Origin of the sequence: Sphingomonas oryzagri (assembly GCF_029906645.1) — a bacterium.
GTDB classification, from domain to species: Bacteria; Pseudomonadota; Alphaproteobacteria; order Sphingomonadales; family Sphingomonadaceae; genus Solisphingomonas; species Solisphingomonas oryzagri.
Map to the genome: position 1 here is coordinate 600,547 of NZ_JARYGZ010000001.1, position 21,813 is coordinate 622,359.

13 protein-coding genes and 1 pseudogene are annotated in these 21,813 nt (G+C 66.3%); 13 read left to right on the forward strand and 1 reads right to left on the reverse strand.

Going from position 1 to position 21,813, the window contains the following annotated elements; translation table 11 throughout:
* Window positions 1-20: 20 nt before the first annotated feature.
* From QGN17_RS02890 to QGN17_RS02950, 13 genes and pseudogenes are all read left to right on the forward strand, one after another.
* A complete protein-coding gene (locus QGN17_RS02890; RefSeq protein ID WP_281043012.1) occupies window positions 21-1,265 on the forward strand; it encodes a nitrate/nitrite transporter in 1,245 nt (414 codons plus the stop codon).
* A 60-nt stretch (window positions 1,266-1,325) separates the two neighbouring features.
* A pseudogene (locus QGN17_RS02895) lies at window positions 1,326-2,543 on the forward strand (hypothetical protein).
* A 238-nt stretch (window positions 2,544-2,781) separates the two neighbouring features.
* Window positions 2,782-5,310, forward strand: a complete 2,529-nt coding sequence (gene nirB / locus QGN17_RS02900) for a nitrite reductase large subunit NirB (RefSeq protein WP_281043013.1) — start codon at window positions 2,782-2,784, stop codon at window positions 5,308-5,310.
* Between the two features lie 5 nt (window positions 5,311-5,315).
* Window positions 5,316-5,654 carry a nitrite reductase small subunit NirD gene (nirD, locus tag QGN17_RS02905; protein WP_281045130.1) on the forward strand — a complete coding sequence of 113 codons (339 nt, stop codon included), beginning with the start codon at window positions 5,316-5,318 and terminating at the stop codon, window positions 5,652-5,654.
* A 1-nt stretch (window position 5,655) separates the two neighbouring features.
* A complete protein-coding gene (locus QGN17_RS02910; RefSeq protein WP_281043014.1) occupies window positions 5,656-8,262 on the forward strand; it encodes a nitrate reductase in 2,607 nt (868 codons plus the stop codon).
* On the forward strand, window positions 8,259-9,077 hold the full coding sequence (gene cobA, locus QGN17_RS02915) for a uroporphyrinogen-III C-methyltransferase (protein WP_281043015.1): 819 nt from the start codon (window positions 8,259-8,261) through the stop codon (window positions 9,075-9,077). The genes QGN17_RS02910 and cobA overlap by 4 nt, the downstream gene beginning before the upstream one ends.
* A 31-nt stretch (window positions 9,078-9,108) precedes the next feature.
* Window positions 9,109-9,336 (forward strand): hypothetical protein, encoded by a 228-nt coding sequence (locus QGN17_RS02920; protein ID WP_281043016.1) that lies wholly within the window; start codon window positions 9,109-9,111, stop codon window positions 9,334-9,336.
* A 282-nt stretch (window positions 9,337-9,618) separates the two neighbouring features.
* Window positions 9,619-10,167, forward strand: a complete 549-nt coding sequence (locus QGN17_RS02925) for an RNA polymerase sigma factor (protein WP_281043017.1) — start codon at window positions 9,619-9,621, stop codon at window positions 10,165-10,167.
* 36 nt (window positions 10,168-10,203) lie between these two features.
* Window positions 10,204-11,160, forward strand: a complete 957-nt coding sequence (locus QGN17_RS02930; RefSeq protein WP_281043018.1) for a FecR family protein — start codon at window positions 10,204-10,206, stop codon at window positions 11,158-11,160.
* Window positions 11,161-11,179: 19 nt separating this feature from the next.
* Window positions 11,180-13,504 carry a TonB-dependent receptor gene (locus tag QGN17_RS02935; protein WP_281043019.1) on the forward strand — a complete coding sequence of 775 codons (2,325 nt, stop codon included), beginning with the start codon at window positions 11,180-11,182 and terminating at the stop codon, window positions 13,502-13,504.
* Between the two features lie 171 nt (window positions 13,505-13,675).
* A complete protein-coding gene (locus QGN17_RS02940) occupies window positions 13,676-18,307 on the forward strand; it encodes a beta strand repeat-containing protein (RefSeq protein ID WP_281043020.1) in 4,632 nt (1,543 codons plus the stop codon).
* Between the two features lie 57 nt (window positions 18,308-18,364).
* The gene (locus QGN17_RS02945) at window positions 18,365-19,516 is read left to right on the forward strand and encodes a TIGR03032 family protein (RefSeq protein ID WP_281043021.1); all 1,152 of its coding nucleotides are present in this window, start codon (window positions 18,365-18,367) and stop codon (window positions 19,514-19,516) included.
* Between the two features lie 17 nt (window positions 19,517-19,533).
* Window positions 19,534-20,133 (forward strand): OmpH family outer membrane protein, encoded by a 600-nt coding sequence (locus tag QGN17_RS02950; protein ID WP_281043022.1) that lies wholly within the window; start codon window positions 19,534-19,536, stop codon window positions 20,131-20,133.
* A gap of 218 nt (window positions 20,134-20,351) precedes the next feature.
* Here the strand turns inward: QGN17_RS02950 and QGN17_RS02955 are convergent, their stop codons facing one another.
* Window positions 20,352-21,812, reverse strand: a complete 1,461-nt coding sequence (locus tag QGN17_RS02955; protein ID WP_281043023.1) for an aldehyde dehydrogenase family protein — start codon at window positions 21,810-21,812, stop codon at window positions 20,352-20,354.
* Window position 21,813: the final 1 nt, after the last annotated feature.

Genomic DNA, 21,813 nt, shown 5'->3' on the forward strand with positions numbered 1-21,813 from the left:
ACTTCGACAGGGGATTCGATATGGCGACGGCCTATTGGCAGGACGGGAAGGCGGAGAGCGGGGGCAGCAGCTTCTGGAGCGCGGGGCACAGGCCCACGCTGATCGCGGCCTTCCTCTATTTCGATCTGGCGTTCATGGTGTGGGTGCTGCTCGGGCCGCTGGGGCCTGAGATCGCCAAGACCCTCCACCTCACCGCCGCGCAGAAGGGCCTGATGGTGGCGACGCCGACGCTGGCGGGCGCGATCCTGAGGGTGGTGAACGGCCTGCTGGTCGATCGTATCGGGCCGAAGCGTTCGGGCGCGATCAGCCAAGTGGTCGTGATCGCGGGGCTGCTCTCCGCATATCTGGCCGGAGTGAACAGCTTCGGCGGTACGCTGGCGCTGGGCGTGATCCTCGGTTTCGCGGGGGCCAGCTTCGCGATCGCGCTGCCGCTCGCCAGCCGATGGTATCCGCCCGAGCATCAGGGCAAGGCGATGGGCATCGCCGGCATGGGCAATTCGGGCACCGTGCTCGCCTCGCTGTTCGCGCCGATGCTCGCCAAGCTGTTCCGCTGGAACACGGTGCTGGGTCTGTCCTGCATTCCGCTCGCGATCGTCTTCGTGGTCTATCTGGCGCTTGCCAAGGATGCCCCGAACGCGCCCGCGCCGAAGCGCTTCATCGATTATCTGGAGCCGCTGAAGCAGGGCGATGCCTGGTGGCTGATGCTCTTCTATTCGGTGACGTTCGGCGGTTTCGTCGGCCTTGCCGCCTCGCTGCCGATCTACTTCACCGATCAGTTCGGGCTGACCACGGTCACGGCCGGCACCTGCACCGCCGCCTGCGTGTTCGCCGGATCGCTGGTGCGGCCGCTGGGCGGGGCGCTGGCCGATCGGATCGGCGGGGTGAAGACGCTGACCATGGTCTATCTGGTCGCCGCCGCCGCGCTGGCCGGGGTGAGCGGGGCGCCGACGCTGGCAAGCGCGCTCGGCCTGTTCGTGGTGGCGATGCTGGCGCTCGGCACCGGCAACGGTGCGGTGTTCCAGCTGGTGCCGCAGCGTTTCCGGGCCGAGATCGGGGTGATGACCGGACTCGTCGGCATGGCGGGCGGGGTCGGCGGCTTCTACCTCGCCTCGTCGCTCGGCTTCGCCCGGCAACTGACCGGCAGCTTCGCGCCCGGTTTCCTGATCTTCGCCGGCCTCGCTTTGGTGGCGGTGGCGGCGCTGAGCGCGATCAAGGGGCGCTGGCGCGCGACGTGGGAGGCGGCGGCCAACGGCATCCGAATCTGAGCTGACCGACCGGACGGGCGGCACACGGATGCCGCCCGCCGGGCCGACCAAGGGGCATCCATGAAGATATTCATCGCAACGGCCGCCGCGCTGGCCGCCGTAGGGCCTGCTTGTGCCCAATCCGTCACCCTCACGCCGCTCGCCGACCTTCGCGCGCGGTAGGAAAATGTCGATCAGGATGGGCTTCAGAAGGACGCCGACGCGCTCACCTTCCGCCTGCGCGGCGGCGTGCAGGCGAGCGACGGGCCATGGTCGACGCTGATCGAGGGCGAAGGGACGCTGGCGGCAATCGACCATTATGACGACGGCCTGCACGGCGCGAGCAACCGCCCGCTGGTCGCCGATCCGCAGGAAATCGGTCTCTACCGGGCGCAGATCCAGTACAAGGCGAACGACGTCACCGTCACCGCTGGGCGCCAGCGCATCGTGCTCGACGACGAGCGCTTCGTCGGCGCGGTCAACTTCCGCGACAATGGCCAGACCTTCGATGCGGTGCGGGTGGAAGCGAGCCCGATAAGGGGGCTGAAGGCCGACATTGCCTATGTGTGGAGCGTGCGGACTATCTGGGGCATCGACGGCAATGCCGCGCGCCAGCAGGCGATCTCCGGCAACAGCGTGCTGGCCAGCCTCTCCTACGCGACGCCGATCGGCACGCTGACCGGCTTCGCATACCTGATCGACGAGGATGAGTTCGCCGTTCAGAAGTTCGCGCTTTCCAGCCAGACCTACGGTGCCCGCTTCGCCGGCACCCATGCCTTCTCCAAGGCGGTGAAGCTCGGTTATCAGGCGAGCTACGCCACTCAGTCGGACTGGCACAGGAACCCGAACAACTATCGCGCCGATTATTATCTGATCGACGGCACGCTCGACGTCTCGTCGCTCAAGCTCAATGCCGGCTACGAAGTGCTCGGCGCGGCGCATGGGCATGAAGGCGGCACCGCATTCACAAGTTTCCAGACGCCGCTCGCCACCGGCTTCAAGTTCCAGGGCTGGGCGGACAAGTTTCTGACCACACCCGCCAACGGCGTGCGCGACCTCTACGGCAGCGCCGGCCTCGGCTGGAAGCAGGCATGGCCGGCCAAGGCGGTGACGTTGCAGGCGATCTATCACCGCTTCACCAGCGACCGGCTCGGCCTCCACTACGGCAACGAATGGGACGCCCTCGCATCCGCGAAGCTCGGCAAGACCACGGTCTCGGTGCGTTACGCCGATTATCGCGCGGACCGGCTGTTCACCGATACGCGCAAGATTTGGCTCCAGCTGGACTGGTTGCTGTGATTTTTGCCGCAGTGCAAAATCGGTACTTGAGCGGGACTTCGATTCGGGTCATCATCTCCTTCGAACGGGCAAGGACGCCCGATCGATCATAGCCGGAGCCATCCAGAGCGGGATGGCACCGGCCCATCGCCCCGGCGGGCACATCCGCCGGTCCACGATGCAGGCAAGGCCGCCATCCCGACGTCGCTGAACAAGCGAGGTCCGGATGGCGGCTTTTTTCATTTCCGGAGCAGCAGGCATGGATTTCCAGAGGCACGACAGCGTTGGAGAGGAGGCGGTGGTCGATCAGGCCGCCGCCCGTATCCTTCCGCATCTCGTCGTCATCGGCAACGGCATGGCCGGGTGTCGCGCGGTGGAGGAATTGCTGGCGCGCGACGCCGGGCGCTACCGCATCACCATCTTCGGCGCCGAGCCGCACGTGAACTACAACCGCATCATGCTCTCCCCCGTGCTGGCGGGCGAGAAGACGTTCGACGAGATCGTCATCAATGACCGCGCCTGGTATGCCGACAACGGCATCGAGTTGGTCGTTTCCGATCCGGTGGACACGATCGATCGCGTGGGCAAGACGGTCACGTCGCGATCGGGCCGCACCGTCTCCTACGACCGGTTGCTGATCGCGACCGGCTCCGATCCCTTCATCATCCCCGTGCCGGGGCGCGATCTGCACGGCGTAATCAGCTTCCGCGACATGCACGACGTCGATCATATGCTGGCGGCGGCGGAAGCCGGAAGTAGGACGGGTGGCGGCGACGCCGTGGTGATCGGTGGCGGCCTGCTGGGCCTGGAAGCCGCGCACGGCCTGACGCTGCGCGGCATGAAGGTCACGGTGCTGCACATCATGCCGACGCTGATGGAGCGCCAGCTCGACGAAGCGGCGGCATGGCTGCTCAAGACCGCGCTGGAAGGCAGGGGCCAGACGATCCTCACCGGCGCCGACACCGCCGAGATCTTCGGCGACGGCAAGGTCGAGGGCGTTCGCCTGAAGGACGGGCGCGAGATTCCCGCCAGCCTGGTGGTGATGGCGGTCGGCATCCGCCCCTCGGTGGCGCTGGCGCGCGATTGCGGGCTGGAGGTCGGGCGCGGCATCAAGGTGGACGACCATATGGTCACGTCTGATCCGGCGATCCTCGCGGTCGGCGAATGCGTCGAACATGACGGCATGGTCTATGGCCTCGTCGCGCCGCTGTGGGAGATGTGCCGCGCGCTGGCGGACGGGCTGGTCGAGACGCCGAGCGGCTATCGCGGCTCGGTCATCTCCACCAAGCTCAAGGTGGCGGGGCTGGACGTCTTTTCCGCCGGCGATTTCTCGGGCGGCGACGGCACCGAGGACATCGTGCTGCGCGACGCTTCGCGCGGCATCTACAAGCGCGTCGTGCTGAAGGAGGATCGCGTCGTCGGCGCGGTGCTCTATGGCGATACGGCGGATGGCGGCTGGTATTTCGATCTGATGCGCAAGGCCGAGGATGTCGCGGAGCTGCGCGACATGCTGATCTTCGGCCAGGCCTACGCCTCCGGGGGTGGGCGGGCGGACCCTAAGGCGGCCGTTGCGGCGCTTTCCGACGATGCGGAAATCTGCGGCTGCAACGGCGTCTCCAAAGGCAAGGTGGTCGCGTCGATCCAGGGTGGCGCCTGCAGCCTCGATGCGGTGCGCGCGACCTGCAAGGCGTCGGCCTCCTGCGGTTCCTGCACTGGGCTGGTCGAAACTCTGCTCGCGCTGACGCTGGGCGACGAGGTCGAGACCGGGCCGAAGACGATGTGCAAATGCACCAGCTTCACCCATGACGACGTCCGCCGCGAGATCGTCGCGCAGTCCATGCGATCGATCCCCGAGGCGATGCAGAAGCTGCACTGGTCGACGCCGGATGGCTGCTCGTCCTGCCGCCCGGCGCTCAATTACTATCTGCTCTGCGCGCTGCCCGGCGAGTATGAGGACGACCAGCAGAGCCGCTTCGTCAACGAGCGTCTCCACGCCAACATCCAGAAGGACGGCACCTATTCGGTGGTGCCGCGCATGTGGGGCGGCCTCACCAGCCCCAAGGAGTTGCGCGCTATCGCCGACGTGGTGGAGAAGTTCAACGCGCCGATGGTGAAGGTGACGGGCGGCCAGCGGCTCGACATCTTCGGCATCCGCAAGGAGGATCTGCCCGCCGTCTGGGCCGATCTCAACGCCGCCGGGATGGTCTCGGGCCATGCCTATGGCAAGGCGCTGCGCACGGTGAAGACCTGCGTCGGCTCCGAATGGTGCCGCTTCGGCACGCAGGATTCGACCGGGCTCGGCGTGAAGATCGAGAAGATGACGTGGGGATCGTGGATGCCCCACAAGTTCAAAATCGCCGTCTCCGGCTGTCCGCGCAACTGTGCCGAGGCGACGATCAAGGATTTCGGCGTGGTCTGCGTGGATTCGGGCTACGAGCTCCACATCGGCGGCAACGGCGGTATCAAGGTCCGCGTCACCGACCTGCTCTGCAAGGTCGAGACCGAGCAGGAGGCCATGGATATGTGCGCCGCCTTCATCCAGCTCTATCGCGAGGAGGCACGCTATCTGGAGCGTACCGCGCCGTGGGTGGAGCGCGTCGGCCTCGATCATGTGAAGAGCCGGCTCGTCGAGGACGAGGGCAACCGCATCGCGCTGACGCGGCGCTTCCTGCATTCGCAGAGCTTCTCGCAGGACGATCCATGGGCCGGGCGGGCGGCGGGTGCCGACCATCAGCTTCACCGGCACATGGCCGAATTCCAGCCGATGACGGCTGTCGCAGCGGAGTGATCGACATGATCGGGGACTGGATCGATATCGGCTGGGTCAACGAGATCCCGGTGCGCGGATCGCGAACCGTGCCGGTGGCGGGCGGCGAGGAGATCGCCGTGTTCCGCACCGCCGATGGCAGGATCTTCGCGCTCGCCAATCGCTGCCCGCACAAGGGCGGACCGCTCAGCCAGGGCATCGTCCACGGCCACAGCGTCGCCTGCCCGCTGCACAATTGGCAGATCGCACTTTCGACCGGCGAAGCGCAGGGCGAGGACAAGGGCTGCACGCCCGTCATTCCGGTGAAGATCAGTGGAGGCCGGGTGCTGCTCTGCCGTGCCTCGACGCTGAAGGCTGCCGCCTGACGTGAGCGTGCCCGTCCGCACCACCTGCGCCTATTGCGGCGTCGGCTGCGGGGTACTGGCCACGCCGACGGGCGAACGGTCGGTGACGATCCAGGGCGATCCGGATCATCCCGCCAATTACGGGCGGCTCTGCTCCAAGGGCACGCATCTCGGCGAGACGGTGGGGCTGGAGGGGCGGCTGCTTCACCCCATGATCGGGGACAAGCGCGCAAGCTGGGACAAGGCGCTCGATCTCGTGGCGCGGCGCTTCAAGGAGACGATCGCGCGGCACGGGCCGGACAGCGTCGCCTTCTACGTCTCCGGCCAGCTGCTGACCGAGGATTATTATGTCGCCAACAAGCTGATGAAGGGCTTCATCGGCTCGTCGAACATCGACACCAATTCGCGGCTCTGCATGTCGAGCGCCGTGGCGGGGCACGTCCGCGCCTTCGGGGAGGATGTCGTCCCCGCGAGCTACGACGATCTCGACGCGGCGGACCTGTTTGTGCTGGTCGGCTCCAACACAGCCTGGTGCCACCCGATCGTCTACCAGCGCATCCAGGCGCGCCGCGCGGCGTCGGGCGCCAAGCTCGTGGTGATCGATCCGCGTCGTACCGAGACGTGCGAGGATGCCGATCTCCACCTTCCGATCCGGCCCGGCACCGATGTCGCGCTGATGAACGGGCTGCTTGCCTATTGCCGTCGCGAGGGGCTGGTGGACGAGCCCTATCTTGCCGCCAGTGTCGGCGTGCCCGAAGGCTTCTGGGAGAACCTCGACGAAGGCCACGATCTCTGGACGATCGCGAAGGGCTGCGATGTGACGCCGGCCGATCTCCAGCGTTTCTACGATCTGTTCGCGGCGCATCCGCGCACCGTCACCCTGTTCAGCCAGGGCATCAACCAGTCGCGGCGCGGCACCGATCAGGTCAACGCGATCTGCAACCTCCACCTCGCCACCGGACGGATCGGCAAGGCGGGCGCGGCGCCTTTCTCGATCACCGGCCAGCCCAATGCGATGGGGGGCAGGGAGGTGGGTGGCCTCGCCTCCAGCCTCGCATCGCACATGGATTTCGCCGCCGACAACGTCGCGCGGGTGGGGCGCTTCTGGTCGGCGCCGCGCATGGCGACGAAGCCCGGCCTCAAGGCGGTCGACCTGTTCCGTGGCGTAGGTGAGGGGCGGATCAAGGCGATCTGGATCATAGCGACCAACCCGGCCGTCTCGATGCCGGACGCAGGCCGGGTGCGCGAGGCGCTGGCCGGCTGTCCCTTCGTCGTCGTTTCGGACGTGATCGCCGACACTGACACGACGCGCTACGCCCATGTCCGCCTGCCCGCCGCCGGCTGGGGCGAAAAGGACGGCACCGTCACCAATTCGGAACGCCGGATCAGCCGCCAGCGCCCGCTCTTCGCGCTGCCAGGCGAGGCGCGGCCTGACTGGTGGATCGTCAAGGAAATCGGCCGGCGGATGGGTTGGAATCACGCCTTCGCCTTCGATCGCCCCGCCGACGTCTGGCGCGAGCATGCCCGCCTCTCGGCTTACCAGAATGACGGCGCACGGCTGTTCGACCTCAAGGCCCATGCCGCGATCGGTAACGCGGCCTATGATGTGCTGGAGCCATTCTGCTGGGGCGGGCGGCCCTTTGCCGAAGGCCGCTTCCCGACGCCGGAAGGCCGGGCGCGGCTTGTCGCGGTACGGCAGGCGCCGCTCGCCGAACCGCTCGACGCCTGGCCGATGACGCTCAATACCGGCCGCTATCGCGACCAATGGCATACGATGACGCGCACCGGTCTCTCGCCAAAGCTCGCACGCCATCGCGAGGAGCCACTGGTCGAGGTGCATCCCAGCGACGCCGAGCAACTGGGCCTCGCCGAAGGCGACATCGCCCGTGTCGCCACGCCGCAGGGCGAGAGCCTGTTCCGCGTGACGCTCAGCGAGGGCCAGCGGCGGGGCGAACTCTTCACACCTATCCACTGGACCGATCGCCAGTCCACCGGCGGACGCACCGGCCTGCTGCCGCGCCCGCTGGTCGATCCGCATTCGGGCCAGCCCGGCTTCAAGCAGACCCCGGCGCGGGCCGAGAAGGCGGCGGTGGAATGGCGCGGCTTCCTGCTGCTCCAAGGCCATGCCGACCTGATGCCGGATTGCCTGTGGGCGACGCGGGTGACGGTGCCGACCGGCACGCTCTATGAACTGGCGGGCGCCGGCGATCCCGCGCGGCTCGATCGCATGCTGCCGAAGGGCGAGCGCGTAGAAGTGTCGGATGCAAGGCGCGGCTCGCGCAGGACGGCGATCATCGCCGACGGCAGGCTGGCCGCCGCTCTCTTCATCGTCCGCGACGACAGCCTGCCGCCGCGCGACTGGCTGATTGCACAGCTGGGCGAGGCCGCCAACGCCGCCGTGCTCGCAGGGCGCCCGGTCGGTATGCAGGTCGATCGCGGGCCGATCATCTGCGTCTGCTTCGATGTCGGCCTGCGCACGATCGTCTCGGCCATAGCCGAGCAGGCGCTCGTCGACGTCCCCGCTGTCGGCAAGGCGCTGGGCGCCGGCACCAATTGCGGCTCCTGCCGCCCAGCACTCGCCCGCATCCTCGCCGAGCATCCGCCCGTCCCAAAGGAAGGTATCGCATGACGCAGGACGACTTCGCGCCGGGGACGGTCTGGCTGGTCGGCGCCGGGCCGGGTGACCCTGAGCTGCTCACCCGCAAGGCGGAGCGGTTGCTGGGTCGGGCGGACGTGGTGTTCCACGATGCGCTGGTCGGCGCGAGAGTGTTGGCGCTAGCTGGGCCGGGTGCCGAACTGGTGAGCGTCGGCAAGAGATCTGGCCGCCACTCGAAGAGCCAGGAGGACATCAACGGCCTGTTGCTGAGGGCGGCGCGCGAGGGGCGGCGCGTGGTGCGCCTGAAAGGCGGCGATCCCTCCATCTTCGGCCGTTCGGCGGAAGAGATGGATTGCTTGGCAGCCGCCGGCATTCGCGTGCAGATCTGCCCCGGCATCACCGCCGCCAGCGCGGCGGCCGCATCCGCCGGCATCTCCCTGACGCTGCGCGGGCTGGCGCGGGGGCTTACTTTCGTCACCGCGCACGCACGCGCCGGAGAGACGCTGGCGATCGATTGGCCGGCGCTGGTCCACAGCGAGGCGACCCTGGCGGTCTATATGGGACGCAGCGCGGCCGGCGAGATCGCGCGCAACCTGATCGCAACGGGCCTGTCGGCAGAGACGCCAGTGCTGGTCGCCGTCGATGTTTCGCTGCCGAGCGAGCGCCTGGTCCGCGGCCGCCTCTCCGGGTTCCCCTTCCTCGTCGAGGCGGTGAGCGACGACAGCCCGACCCTGCTGCTGATCGGCGAAGCGACGCGGAATAAGCGTGCTGCGCCAGTCGTTGGTGAGGCTGTCGCCGCTCGATTGGCCACGTCGTCCCAGATTGAGCAAGGTCAGGAAGAACATTGAATGTCCCAATCGATCATTACACTTTTGGCCTGTGAGAAACCAAAGCATTTACCTAGCGGTGCCTTCGGGTGAGCTTGAGGTGTTCGTGACGGGCGAGGCTCTGGAAATGCTACGCGCGGACGGTCATCTGTTTCAGGATGGAAGTAGCCTCGTTCGACATTACCGTAGCTTCATGGCCGAGATCGCATTGGAGAAATATCAGCAGTCCGAAGAACGATCTCAAGTGATCGTTCTCAAGGCCGCAGACGTCTCCGGTTGATCAGGATTTCCGCATCCGGCCGGTTGCCCTACACAGAAAGCTTGCTCGAACCTGCTCCAACTTGCCGGGCACCTGTGCGCCCAATGCCGTCGTTCGAGGCTGGATCCTTCGGCGCCGAGACCCGCCCTTTGTTCGTCATCACGAGATCGAATTCCGGCAAGGCCGTTGCGGCTGCCGCGACTGGGAATGGATGTCAGGCGAAAAAGAAGGCGATTGTGCTGCGGTGAGATGGTGACCGCCATAGGACACGCGCTATAGAGTCGCCATGTTGGAGGTGTTGCGTTGACCGAAGCGGGTCCGGATGTCGATGTGGCGACGGAACTCGCGAACGCCTTCATGGCGCACAGGCCGCAGCTCGCCGGATTCCTGCGTGCCCATATGGGAAGCGGCCTTGCGGGGATCGACGTCGAAGATGTGATGCAGGAGCTCTGGCTGCGCTGCTGTCGGACGGACACGGCCAGTATCTCCAACCCCCGGTCCTATCTGTTCCGCATGGGCCATAACCTAGTGCTGAACCTTGCGCGCGAGGCTGCGCGTGCACGGGCGCGTGACGCGGAGTGGGGCTATGTCAACAATCGGGACAAGGATGCGGTCGAGATGCCTTCGGCCGAACGCAGCCTGCTGGCCAGCGAGCAGCTGGCGCTGGTCGACGATACCTTGCTGAACGTCGGGCATCGCGCGGCGGGCATCTTTCGCCGATATCGTATCGATGGGGTCGATCAGCGCCGGATTGCCGAGGAGTTCGGCGTCAGCCTGAGCACCGTGGAAAAGGATTTGCGCAAGGCCTATGACGCGCTGTTGGCGCTGGGGAGCCACCGTGATGAGGTTTAGTGCCGCCGGCGGTGTCCTGTATCCGGAGAGTCTATGATGAGTCCGGTTATCAGCGCAACGGCGCAAGAGTGGGTGATACGCACCCGGCATCCCGAATTCGAGGATTGGGACGCGCTGGGCTTGTGGATGTCGGCCGACGTTCGCCATGCGGACGAGTTCAATCGTCTCAGCCTGCTCGATCAGGATATCGCCGAGGCCGTCGCGGCCTTGCCGCCGCACGGTGAACCCATTCCGCTGCTGCCGCGGACGCGGTCTCGCTGGCATGGCTGGGCGCTTGCCGCGAGCTTCGCGCTGTTGGCAGTGCCGGCCGGATTGTTCGTCCGCCACAGGACAGTCGTAACGCAGCCGGCTTCCGAGATGGCGATCTCCACCCGGCCGGGCGAAACCCGGACGCTCGCATTCCCGGACGGTACGAGTATCGCCGTGGCGGGAGGCTCGAGCCTTACGATCGACAAGGCCGCGCGGCGTGTCGATATGGGCAGGGGGCTCGCGACCTTCAGCGTCGAGCATGACGCAGCCCATCCCTTCGCGGTGACGCTGGGCGACATCACCGTAACAGACGTCGGCACCGTGTTCGAGATCCGGCGTAGGGGCGACGAGAGTGTGGTCAGCGTCGGGCGGGGTGAAGTGCGCGTCGATAGCCGCGACAACCAACCTGTTCGGCTGGTCGCCGGGCAACAGGTCCGCCTTTCTTCGCAAAGGACTTTCGAAACGGGCGCCTCGGCCGACGGCTCTGTCGGCCAATGGCAGCGCGGCGTGCTGGAATATGATGGCGCAACGATCGCCGATGTCGCCGCCGACATCCAGGATCTCACCGGCGCCCAGGTAACCGCTTCTCCCGCAATCGCCGACCGGCGATTTGCCGGCACGATAGCGATGGCGGGCGATCCGGGGCAGGCCCTCCAGCATATCAGTCCGCTGCTCGGTGTGACGGTAAGACGACACGGCGAAGCGTGGATACTGGAACCGTCCTCGAATGCGATCACGCGCTAGCGGTTTCCTTGCCGTATTGATGCTTGCCGGCACGGCGCGGGCCGGCGCCCCCCGGACGCAACTCGATTTGCCGGCCGGGCCTCTCTCGAAGGCTCTAGCCGCCTTAGCGGCGCAGGATGGTACGAGTGTCGGAGTTGCCGAGGCCGGCCTGCTAAAGACCCAGCTTCCACCGCTCCATCTGGAGGGTTCGGCGGACGGGAAGCTCAGGCAGATCATCCGGACCGCGCATCTGACCGGGGCGCGGCTCGGGCCGGGACTCTGGCGCATCGAACGGCCGTTGCCGGGCCGCAACCAGGCCCCCGCCGCGCCGCAATCCCCGGTTCCCGCCGGGGAGATCGTCGTGCGGGCCTCCAAGCAGGACGAGCCGCTGGCCAAATATCCCGCCGAGGTGTTTGTCGTCGATGCGGTAGGCCTTGATCGTTATACGCGGGCTCCGGATACACAAGCGCTCACCGCGCAGGTGCCGATCCTGCTGTCCACCGATTGGGGCGGGGGACGCGACAAGCTGTTTCTGCGTGGCATCGCCGACAGCAGCTTCACGGGTTCGAGCCCCGCTCTGGTGGGGCAATATTTCGGCGACCAGCGCCTGACCTACAGCGCCCCGGATCCGGACCTGCGCCTGTACGACGTCGCCGACGTGGAGGTGCTCGCGGGGCCCCAGGGCACGCTCTATGGCGCGGGATCGCTGGGCGGGATCATTCGCGTTGAGCCGAACGCGCCGCAACTTGGCCGGGTCGCCGGCGCGGTGTGGCTGGGATTGTCCGACACCGCCCACGGCGCTGTCGGCGGCGACGCGGGGGCCATGATCAACTTCCCGCTCGTGGGCGACCGGCTGGCACTGCGTGCGGTCGGCTATATGGCGACCGACGCCGGCTATATCGACGACGTCGAGCGCGGACTGAAGAACATCAACCGGTCATTGACGCATGGCGGGCGGCTCTCGCTGCGCTGGAAATTGTCCGATCGATGGACCCTCGACACGAACGGCATCGCGCAGCGTATCGACAATCGGGACGCACCTTTCGAGACCGCCGGTGATCCGGTGCTCACGCGATCCAGCCTGTTCCCCCAGCCGTCCTACAACCTCTTCCTGTCGGGCAACGTCGTCGTCACCGGAAAGATCGGCACGCTCTCCGTCCACTCGACCACCGGGTTCGTGGATCAGTCGCTGGGCGAGCGGTTCGAGGTTCTGTTGCCGGCGAAGAGCATCAATCTCTTCGACGAGAAGGAACATGCCGATCTGATCTCTCAGGAAACGCGGGTCTCCGCCTCCTCGCCGCTCGCGGATTGGGTTCTGGGCGCAAGCTTCCTTCAGACAAACGAGCACGAAAGCCGCAGTTATGGGAGACCGGCTTATGTGGCGCCGTTGGCGCAGCTCCACCAGCGGACGTCCGAAGCCAATATCTACGCCCAGGCGACACGGCGGCTGATCGGAGCCCTGTCCGTCACGCTGGGTGGCCGTTTCGATCTGGACCATCTGTCCGGCGAAACGATCAACGTATCCTCGCCGTTCCAGGTACTCACCGAGGACTCGCCGTTGCAGGTGACTCGCGACAAGCGGCAGCGGGCGACCAGCGACGAACACCGCTTCGCGCCGTCGGTCGCCCTTTCCTATACCCCTCTTCTGGGATTGCTGACGTTCCTGCGCTACGAAGCGGGCTTCCGCCCCGGTGGCCTTACGCTGGGCATGGACGCTCAGCATTATGCGGGGGACCGGCTGGGTGCCGCCGAGCTGGGCCTGAGATACGGCGTTGCCGGCAAGGACGGTCTGGCCTTTTCTCTCACCGGGACGGAGAGCCGGTGGCGTGACATCCAGGCCGATATCCTGGACGGCATCGGCGAGCCGGCCGTCGCCAACATCGGCAACGGACATGTCGCGACGATCGACGCCACGCTGGATCTTCGCATCATGCCGGAGATACAGCTGCACGCAGCCGGTTTCCTTGCGCGCAGCAGGCTTCATTCCCCCGGCGTGCTCATCGACGACGACTACACCACGGTGCTTCCGAACGTCGCCCGCAATGGCGCCAGCGTCACGCTCGATTATGCGCATGATGACGCGGAGGGGTGGGGGTGGCGGGGCGGTATCCGTGTCCAGCATGTCGGGCCCTCGATCTTGGGTATCGAAACCCTCCGGACAGGCCGGCAGGGCGATTATACGACGGCCGCGCTCGATGCCGGGCTGACCGTCCGCCGGATCGCCTTCACGATCGACGTCACCAACCTGTTCGGCAGCCGCGCACCGGCGTTCGACGTTGGCACGCCGTTCGCATCGTTCATCGAGCATGACATTACGCCGCTGCGGCCCCGGACAGTGCGGCTGGGCATGCATTACAGCTTCTAGGGAATTTTCTTTCGGAACGGTTACGGGTCACGCGCTCGCCCGGTGTCCTCCCCTCAGACAAACATATCTGGGGGCTGTTCCATGCATGAACGCTGCGTCGCACGTATTCCCGTATCGCGTCTTGGTTCCCGTCTCAGGCTCGGCACCGCTCTTGGCGGAGGTGTTGCCGCCATGCTGCTGCTGGCTCCGGCGGCATCTGCCAACGTCAACCCGGCTTATCAGCTCTCCGCTCCGAATTTCAGCCTTCCGACGCGGAAAGCCGCCGCGTTGCCGCTCGATCTGACGATCCACACTGCCGAGGCCGCCCGATCCGCGGCCAGCCCGACCGTGAAAAGCACGGCGATCGACCTCGCGAGTGTCGGGCCTGTGGTGACCGGTACCAACTCGCCTGCGTCGAAGGTCGAGCAGTTTCTGTTGCTCGGCAATAGCAATGACACCCTGTTGAGCAAGGCGGAGGCGGGGATTCCCTCGCTCCTCTCCCCGTCCGAAGCCGCCCGTGCGGTCGGCCCGCAGGATCTCACGGTCCGCCCCGTGCTCCGCGCGGCGGCGACTCCCGCGGCGTCCGGCGACGTCAGTGTCACCTATGGGGACGTCGCGACGAGCGGGGACTACGCGCCTGGCATTTCCATCTCCTCGCCCGGCGGCCTCACGATCGCGGCCGGGACGGTGACGACCAGCGGAAACTCTTCCGACGGCATCGACGCGAGCGCGGCAGGCTCCCTCTCGATCGACGTGGCGGGCATCAGCACGACGGGCAACAACTCCACCGGCATCTATGCGACGGCGGGCGGAGATATCAGCATCACCGCCGGATCGATCTCCGACAGCGGCACCCTTGCGAAGGGCATCCACGCCGTCTCCTACAATGGCGACATCAGCATCGATGTCGGTAGCGTGTCGACCGTGGCTCCCGCGGCCACCACGGGCATCTACGCGCTCGGCCATGACGTAAGCATCACCGCGGGATCGGTATCCGCATTCGAAACGAACCGCTTCCCGGCGCTCGGCATCTATGCGGGCGGGATCGGCGCGGATGCCGACGTCAACGTGACCGTCAACGATTATGTCTATGCGCACGGCGCGCGGGCGCAGGGCGTCGTCGTAAATTCCGGCGGCACCGCCGAAGTCACCAACAACGGCTATATCGGTGTCGTCGAATTTCCCGGCGAGAAGTCCAACGGCGGCGCCATCAACGTCTATGCCGGCAGCGACATCACGATCACCAACAACGGAACGGTCAGTTCGGGTGTCAACGGAATCGTGGCGCATTCCACGTCCGGGAACATCACCATTTCATCGGATGGCAAGGTCGATGCCTACCAGAACGGCATCTACGCATCGACGATCAGTTACGTGCCCGACGGCGGCTACACGCAGAACGGGAATTATTACGCCACCTTCAAGCGCGTGGCCGGCGGTTCGGTGACGATCGACGCCAACCAGGTCAGCGGTGGTAGCGGCATCGGCCGGGCGATCTTCGCGGCCGGAAGCAGCGTCGATATCACGATCAGCGGCGGTGTATCGAGCCCCGGTTACGACGATGCGGTGGACGCGCTTGGCTATGCCGGCGGGGTCTCGATCCACAATGAAGGGGCGATTTCCGCAGCCAACGGGTTCGGCATCGATGCCCAGGCCTATGGCGACGTGACGATCGACGGCACCGGCTCCGTAGATGCGCCCAAGGTCGCGATCGGCGCGCTCAGCATCGGCGGATCGGTTTCCATCACCCAGGGTGACATAACCGGAAGCGTCAACGCGGAAGCGGATGTATCGCCGACGGGATCGTTCCTCGGGGATCCGACCAAATCCGTGTCCGTCGACGTCAACAGCGTGACGACCAGTGCCACCCAGGACAGCGCCATCGTGGCGCTCAACCACAATTACTACGGAAGCGTTTCGATCAAGGCCGGCAACGTCAAGACCTACGGCGACTATTCGGCGGCGATCGTGGCGATCGCCCCCCTCGGCACCGCCGACGTCACGGCCGATTCGGTATCGACCAAAGGTCTCGGCGCGACGGCCATCGCGGTATATTCCGCCGCGAACGTCGGCATCGATGTCGGCAGCGTGACGACGGCCAACAACAATGCGAGCGGGATCGAGGTCATCGGTGTGACCGGCCTGACGGGCGGCAAGGTCAATGTCGAAGCCGGCAGCGTGACCACCGCTGGCAACGATGCGGCCGGCCTGGTTCTTGAGAGCGACTCAGACACCACGGTCAACGTTGGTTCCATCACCACCGCCGGCACCGGCGCGCTGGGCCTCTACGCATCCGCGATCGGCGACGCGACGCTCGACATCACGGCCGGCACGGTCGCGACGACCGGCGATCATGCATCCGGCGTGTTGGCGTTTGGAAAGGGTGGGGCGATCGATGTCTCGTCCGGCACGATCACGACCAGCGGCACCAACTCCGCCGGCATCGTCACGCTTTCCTATGGTGGTCCGGTTAGCATTCAGGCGAACGCGATCACGACGAGCGGCGGCGGTGCGATCGGCATCGTGGATTATGCATTCGGCGCTTCGACGGACGTGACGGCCGGTTCGGTCGCGACGAGCGGCATCAAGGCGGCCGGCATGATCGTGGAGGGCGACACGGGCGTCACGATCAATGCGGACACCGTCACTACCTCCGGTGACAATGCCAACGGCATCGTCGCCCGCTCGGGCGGGCTCAACTCTTATGGCGTCGGCTATAGCGGCAACGCGAACATCACGGCCGGCAACGTGACGGTCAGCGGCTCGCTGAGCGCCGGCATCGATGTGGCCACTGCCGGGAGCGATGGCGCCGCCGCATCCGATATCGCCGTCAAGGCGGGGACCGTCACCGCGAGCGGCGATTTCGATGTCGGCATCGTTTCGAACAACAATTATGGCTCGACCACGATCGATGCCAGCACCGTCACTGCTCTCGGGCGTCGCGGCGTCGGCATCTACGCCACCGCGTCGGGCAATGTCGCGATCACAGCGCAGAATATCGCGGCAAGCGCGGGCGATATTCTCGTGCGCACCAATGCCGGCCAGTTCGGCGACGGAAGCGTCTCGATCGACCTGACGGGCAAGATCGCCTCGGCCGGGCAGACCGAGGATCTCTTCCCCGATGCGGCGGTCGCGGTGATCAACCAGTCGGGCACGACTGCCGTCAACGTGAGCAGTACCGGTTCTGTCACGGCTGCGGGCGACGCGATCCAGGTGCAGAACGGCGGCGGCGCCGTGAAGATCACCAATGCCGGGACGATCCAGGGCGGTAGCGGGTATGCCGTCGATGTCTCGGGCGTGGTGAGCTACGTTTCTCCCGATCCGACGCCGATCGTCACCGGCACGCCGGCGACCGAGATCGACAACCAAGGCAAGCTGATCGGCGCCGTCCGGCTGTCGGGTGGCGACGATCTGCTCACCAACAGCGGCACATGGGCGGTCGCCAAGGACAGCGACTTCAGCGGAGGCAACGACCTCGTCGTCAACAGCGGCACCCTGCTGGTCAACGCAGGCACTACGCCCGGAAACGTCTCCATGCTGGGTCTGGACGCGTTCCAGAATACGGGCGGTCTCGTGGATCTGCGCAACGGCGTGGCGGGCGACACGCTGACCCTGCCGGGCACCTACGTTGGCTCGAACGGGGCGAGGCTGGGCCTCGATGTCGGCGCGAACGGCGTGGCGGACAAGCTGATCGTTGGAGGCGCCGCGACCGGTTCGACCACCATCCTGATTAACGGCAGCGCCGCGAACGCGACGCTCCTGTCGAAGTCGGTGACGCTCGTGCAGGCGGGTGCTGGCACGTCGGCGACGGCGTTCAGCATTGCCGGCAATGACGTGGGCTTCGTGCGCTACGGCCTCGGCTTCGATGGCGGGACGAACAGCTTCCAGTTGACCGCCACGGCCGGATCGGCGGTGAACCGTCTGGCGAAGGCGACGCAGGCGGCGCAGTCGATCTGGCAGCAGTCGGCGGATGCGTGGAGCACGCATATGGCGGAGCTTCGCGATGGCGGCGATACCGGCCAGCGCGTCTGGGGCCAAGCCTATGGCAAGGTGGACACGTTGCACCAGCATGCGGGCGGCGACAATGTCGGCTACCGGCAGGATTATTACGGCTTCCAGACCGGGGTGGATCTTGCCGGCAAGCAGTCGGAAGACGGCAAGGCCGTCATCTTCGGCGTGACCGGCGGTTACCTGTCAAGCGACGTCAACTTCCGCGCCGGGGCAGAGCGGCTGCGCTTCGACACCGAGAACCTCGGCGGTTATGCGAGCTTCCGAACCGGGCCGTTCTTCGCCAACCTGCTGGGCCAGTACGACCATTACCGGATCAACGCCCACAACGGCGACGAGCAATGGAGCGACAGCTTCAATGGCAACGGCTATGGAGCGCAGGGCGAGGTCGGTGCACGGTTCGGCGGCGACGGCCTCTTTGCGGAGCCGGTGGCGAGCCTCATCTGGCAGAAGACTGATCTCGGCACGCTGCATGCGCTCGGCCAGTCGATCGACTTCGACAACGGCAGCGCGCTCACCGGCAAGCTGGGTCTCCGCATCGGCGGCACGTTCGACATGGGCAAGGGCGGCAAGGCGGTGTTCTACGCCCGCGCAGCCTGGGTCCACGGCTTCCATGGTGACGGTTCGGCCCTGCTCGAAAGTGGCGGCGCGTCCGACGGTGTCACGACCGCGAAGCTTCGCGATCATGGCGAGGGCTCGATCGGCGTGAACCTGTTGACCACCGGGCGCCTCTCGGGCTTCATCGAGGGTGATGCCGACGCCGGCAACTCCTACAAGGGCGGCGGCGGGCGCGTCGGCATCCGCTTCAAGCTCTGATCCTCAATCCCGGGAGGTGCCTGAGAGGGTGCCTCCCGATCCTTCTAGGCATATCCCATGTCCAACGCGAACGAGACGCCCGAATACACCGCCCCACAGCCGACCACCGGGCAGGCATTCGCGCCCGGCGAAGGGCCGGCGGCCGCTGCGCCCGGCACCACTAACATCTCCGTCTCTCGCGGGTTCAACGCCTGGCTCCAGGCGCACAGGCTGAGCCTTGCCTTTACCTCCTACCAGACCGGGCAGCTCTTCCTGGTCGGATCGCATCCCAACGGGACGGTCTCGTTCGATCAGCAGAATTTTACGCGCGCCATGGGCGTATGCTGGTCATCCGGCCGCCTCTATCTCGGATCGCTCTTCCAGCTCTGGCGGCTCGAAAACATGCTGAAGCCGGGTGAGATCGGGAACAAGGCCTTCGATGCGGTGCTGGTGCCCAGGAATGCCCAGACCACGGGCGATGTCGATATTCACGAGGTCGGCATCGATGCGGACGGTCGGGTGATCTTCGTCAACACCAAGTATAGCTGCCTCTGCACCCTTGATCTCACCCATAGCTTCAAGCCGATCTGGAAGCCGGGTTTCATCTCGAAGCTCGCACCCGAGGATCGCTGCCATCTGAACGGCCTCGCCATGGATGAAGGCAGGCCGCGTTACGTGACGGCGGTCAGCCGTTCGGACGTCCTGTCGGGCTGGCGCGAACGGCGTCACGAGGGCGGTGTCCTGATCGACGTCGAGACCGGGCTGATCGTTACCAACCAGCTCTCCATGCCGCATTCACCCCGCGTCGTGGGCGGTCACGTCTATGCGCTCGACAGTGGGCGCGGGCAGATCATCCGCATCGATCCGGCCACCGGCCACAAGACCGACATTGCCTTCTGCCCGGGTTTCCTGCGCGGGCTCGCCATCCACGACGGCCACGCCATCGTCACCCTGTCCAAGCCGCGCAACGGCACGTTCAATGGTCTGCTGCTCGATGGGGCACTGCGCGGACGCGATGCGGATCCCTGGTGTGGCATCCTGATCGTCAACCTCCAGACCGGCGATATCGTCGAATGGGTCCGGCTGGAGGGCCATATCACGGAGCTGTTCGACGTTGCCGCCATGCCGGGCGTCCGCTGCCCGATGGCGCTCGGGCCCAACACCGTCGAAATCCAGAACAGCATCTCCTTCGAACCGCTCGCCGCGCTGCCGACGGCTGCGGCGGCCTGAATCCGGACTCTGGAACCATGAAGCCGTTTGCATTCCTCGTGCTTTCGATCGCCCCGCTCCATCCGTTCGCAGCCCAGGCGGACGTTCCGCCGCAACCGGCCTCGGGCCTCGGCGGAACGCCGGTCGCAGGCCTCTGCATGCTTTCGCGACCAGCCGTATTCGCCAATTCCAAAGTGGGTATCGCTGCGGGCGAGCGTCTCAAGGAATTGACGCAGCAGGCCGATGCCGAACTCGCCCCCGATCGCAAGGCGCTCGAGGCCGAGAGGCAGGCCCTTGCCGATCAAGCGGGCAAACTCAGTCCTTCCGACCGGCAGGCCCGGGTCCAGGCGGTCGAGCAGCACGCCCGCGCGCTTCAGGCCAAGGCGGAGCAGCGCAACCGCGAGCTCGAAGCGACCAAGGTCAAGGTGATCGAGCAGATCGGCGCATCGATGCAGCCGATCGTTGCCCAGATCTACAAGGCGCGGGGCTGCGGTTTGCTGCTGGATCGCGGGAGTGTCATTGGCGGCAACATGGCCAACGATCTCACACCGCAGGTTGTACAGGCTCTCGATACGAAGATCTCCGCGATCTCCTTCAACCGGGAAGTCCTGACGGGCGCCGGAGATGGCAAACCCTGATCAATCGGATGCGCATGCACCACACTAGCAAGGTCGCGCATATGGACGATGCCCCTAGGAGAGCCCATCGACATCAGTCGGGCGGGAAACGAGCGACCGCTATCCTCCGATAGAGGTCCGAAACTTGTCAGTCAGCTTTCGGCCAAATCCGAACTTTGTCACGCCCGCCGGAGCATTTGTTTGTCTTGTAAATCGCAGATGCTGGGTGTCCGGGTGCGCTATGCTATGCATCGTAAACGCATCCGGATCAGTTTCGGTTCGAGATAGGCTGAAAGCCCCTCCGGCCCGAGTTCGCGGCCGATCCCGCTCAGCTTGCAGCCGCCGAACGGCGCCTGCAATTCGGACGTGTCGTTCACGTTGAGGCCGATCATCCCGAAATCCAGCTCTTCCGCGATCCGCCAGCCGCGTTCGAGATCCTCGGTATAGAGATAGGCCGCCAGCCCGTAATCGAGGCCGTTGGCGACGCCCAGCATCTCGTCGAGCGTGTCGAACGGGCGGACGGCGGCGAGCGGCCCGAAGCTTTCCACCGACATCGGCAGACTGTCGAGGGACGCCCCGTCGATCACGGTCGGGCGGAAGAAATAGCCGCCCTCCAGCCCTTCCACCGTCTCGGACGCGCCGCCGGCGACGATCCGCCCGCCCTTGGCCACGGCGTCGGCGATATGCGCCTCGGTCCGGGCGATCACGTTCGGGTTGAGGACGGGGCCGTAGGCGATGGCGGGATCGAGGCCGTGGCCGAGACGGATGGCGTCCGTCTGCGCCGCCAGTGCCTCGACGAAGCGTCCATGGACCTCGCGCTGGACGAGGATACGGTTCACCGCGATGCAGATCTGCCCCATGTTGGAGAAGGATCGCCGCAGTGCCGCCTTGGCTGCCGCCTCGATATCGGCGTCGGCCATCACGATGAAGGGCGAGTGGCCCCCGAGTTCGAGGCTCAGCCGCTTGAGATTGCTGGCCGCGCGGCGCGCGATCTCCTGTCCCGCCGCGATCGAGGCGGTGGCCGAGATCATGGCGATGCCGGGATGCCCGGCCAGCGCAGCACCCGCTTCCGGTCCCGTACCGGGCAAATTGGCGAGGACGCCGGCGGGCAGGCCCGCATCCTCGAAGCAGCGCACCACCTCGGCGATGGCGAACGGTGTTTCGTGCGGCGGCTTGATGATTGCCGGGCAGCCGGCGGCCAGCGCCGGGGCGAGCTTCCAGCAATAGAGATCGACCGGATAGTTCCACGGCACGATGCCGGCGACGATGCCGACGGGCACGTTCGTCACGACGTTGCGCACCTCGGGCGAGACGCTTGGCCGGAGCGATCCGCCGATGCGGCGCCCTTCCTCCGCATAATAGCGGATCACCTCGACGCCGAAATCGATCTCCTTGCGCGCATCGGGCAGCGGCTTGCCCTGTTCGAGCGTGAGGATGCGCGCGATCGCATCGGCACGCTCGGCGATCAGATCGGCCGCACGGTGCAGCAGTGCGGCCCGTCGATCCGCCCCGACCTTCGCCCACGCCCGGCGCACCTTCCGTGCCGCCTCGACCGCCAGATCGACATCCTGGCCGGTCGCGAGCGCCGTCGTGCCGATCGGCAGGCCGGTCGCCGGATCGACGACGGTGAAGCTCCCGCCCTCGACCGGCTGATGCCATGCGCCGCCGTAATAGAGCCCGGTCTCGTGGGTCTGTGCCATG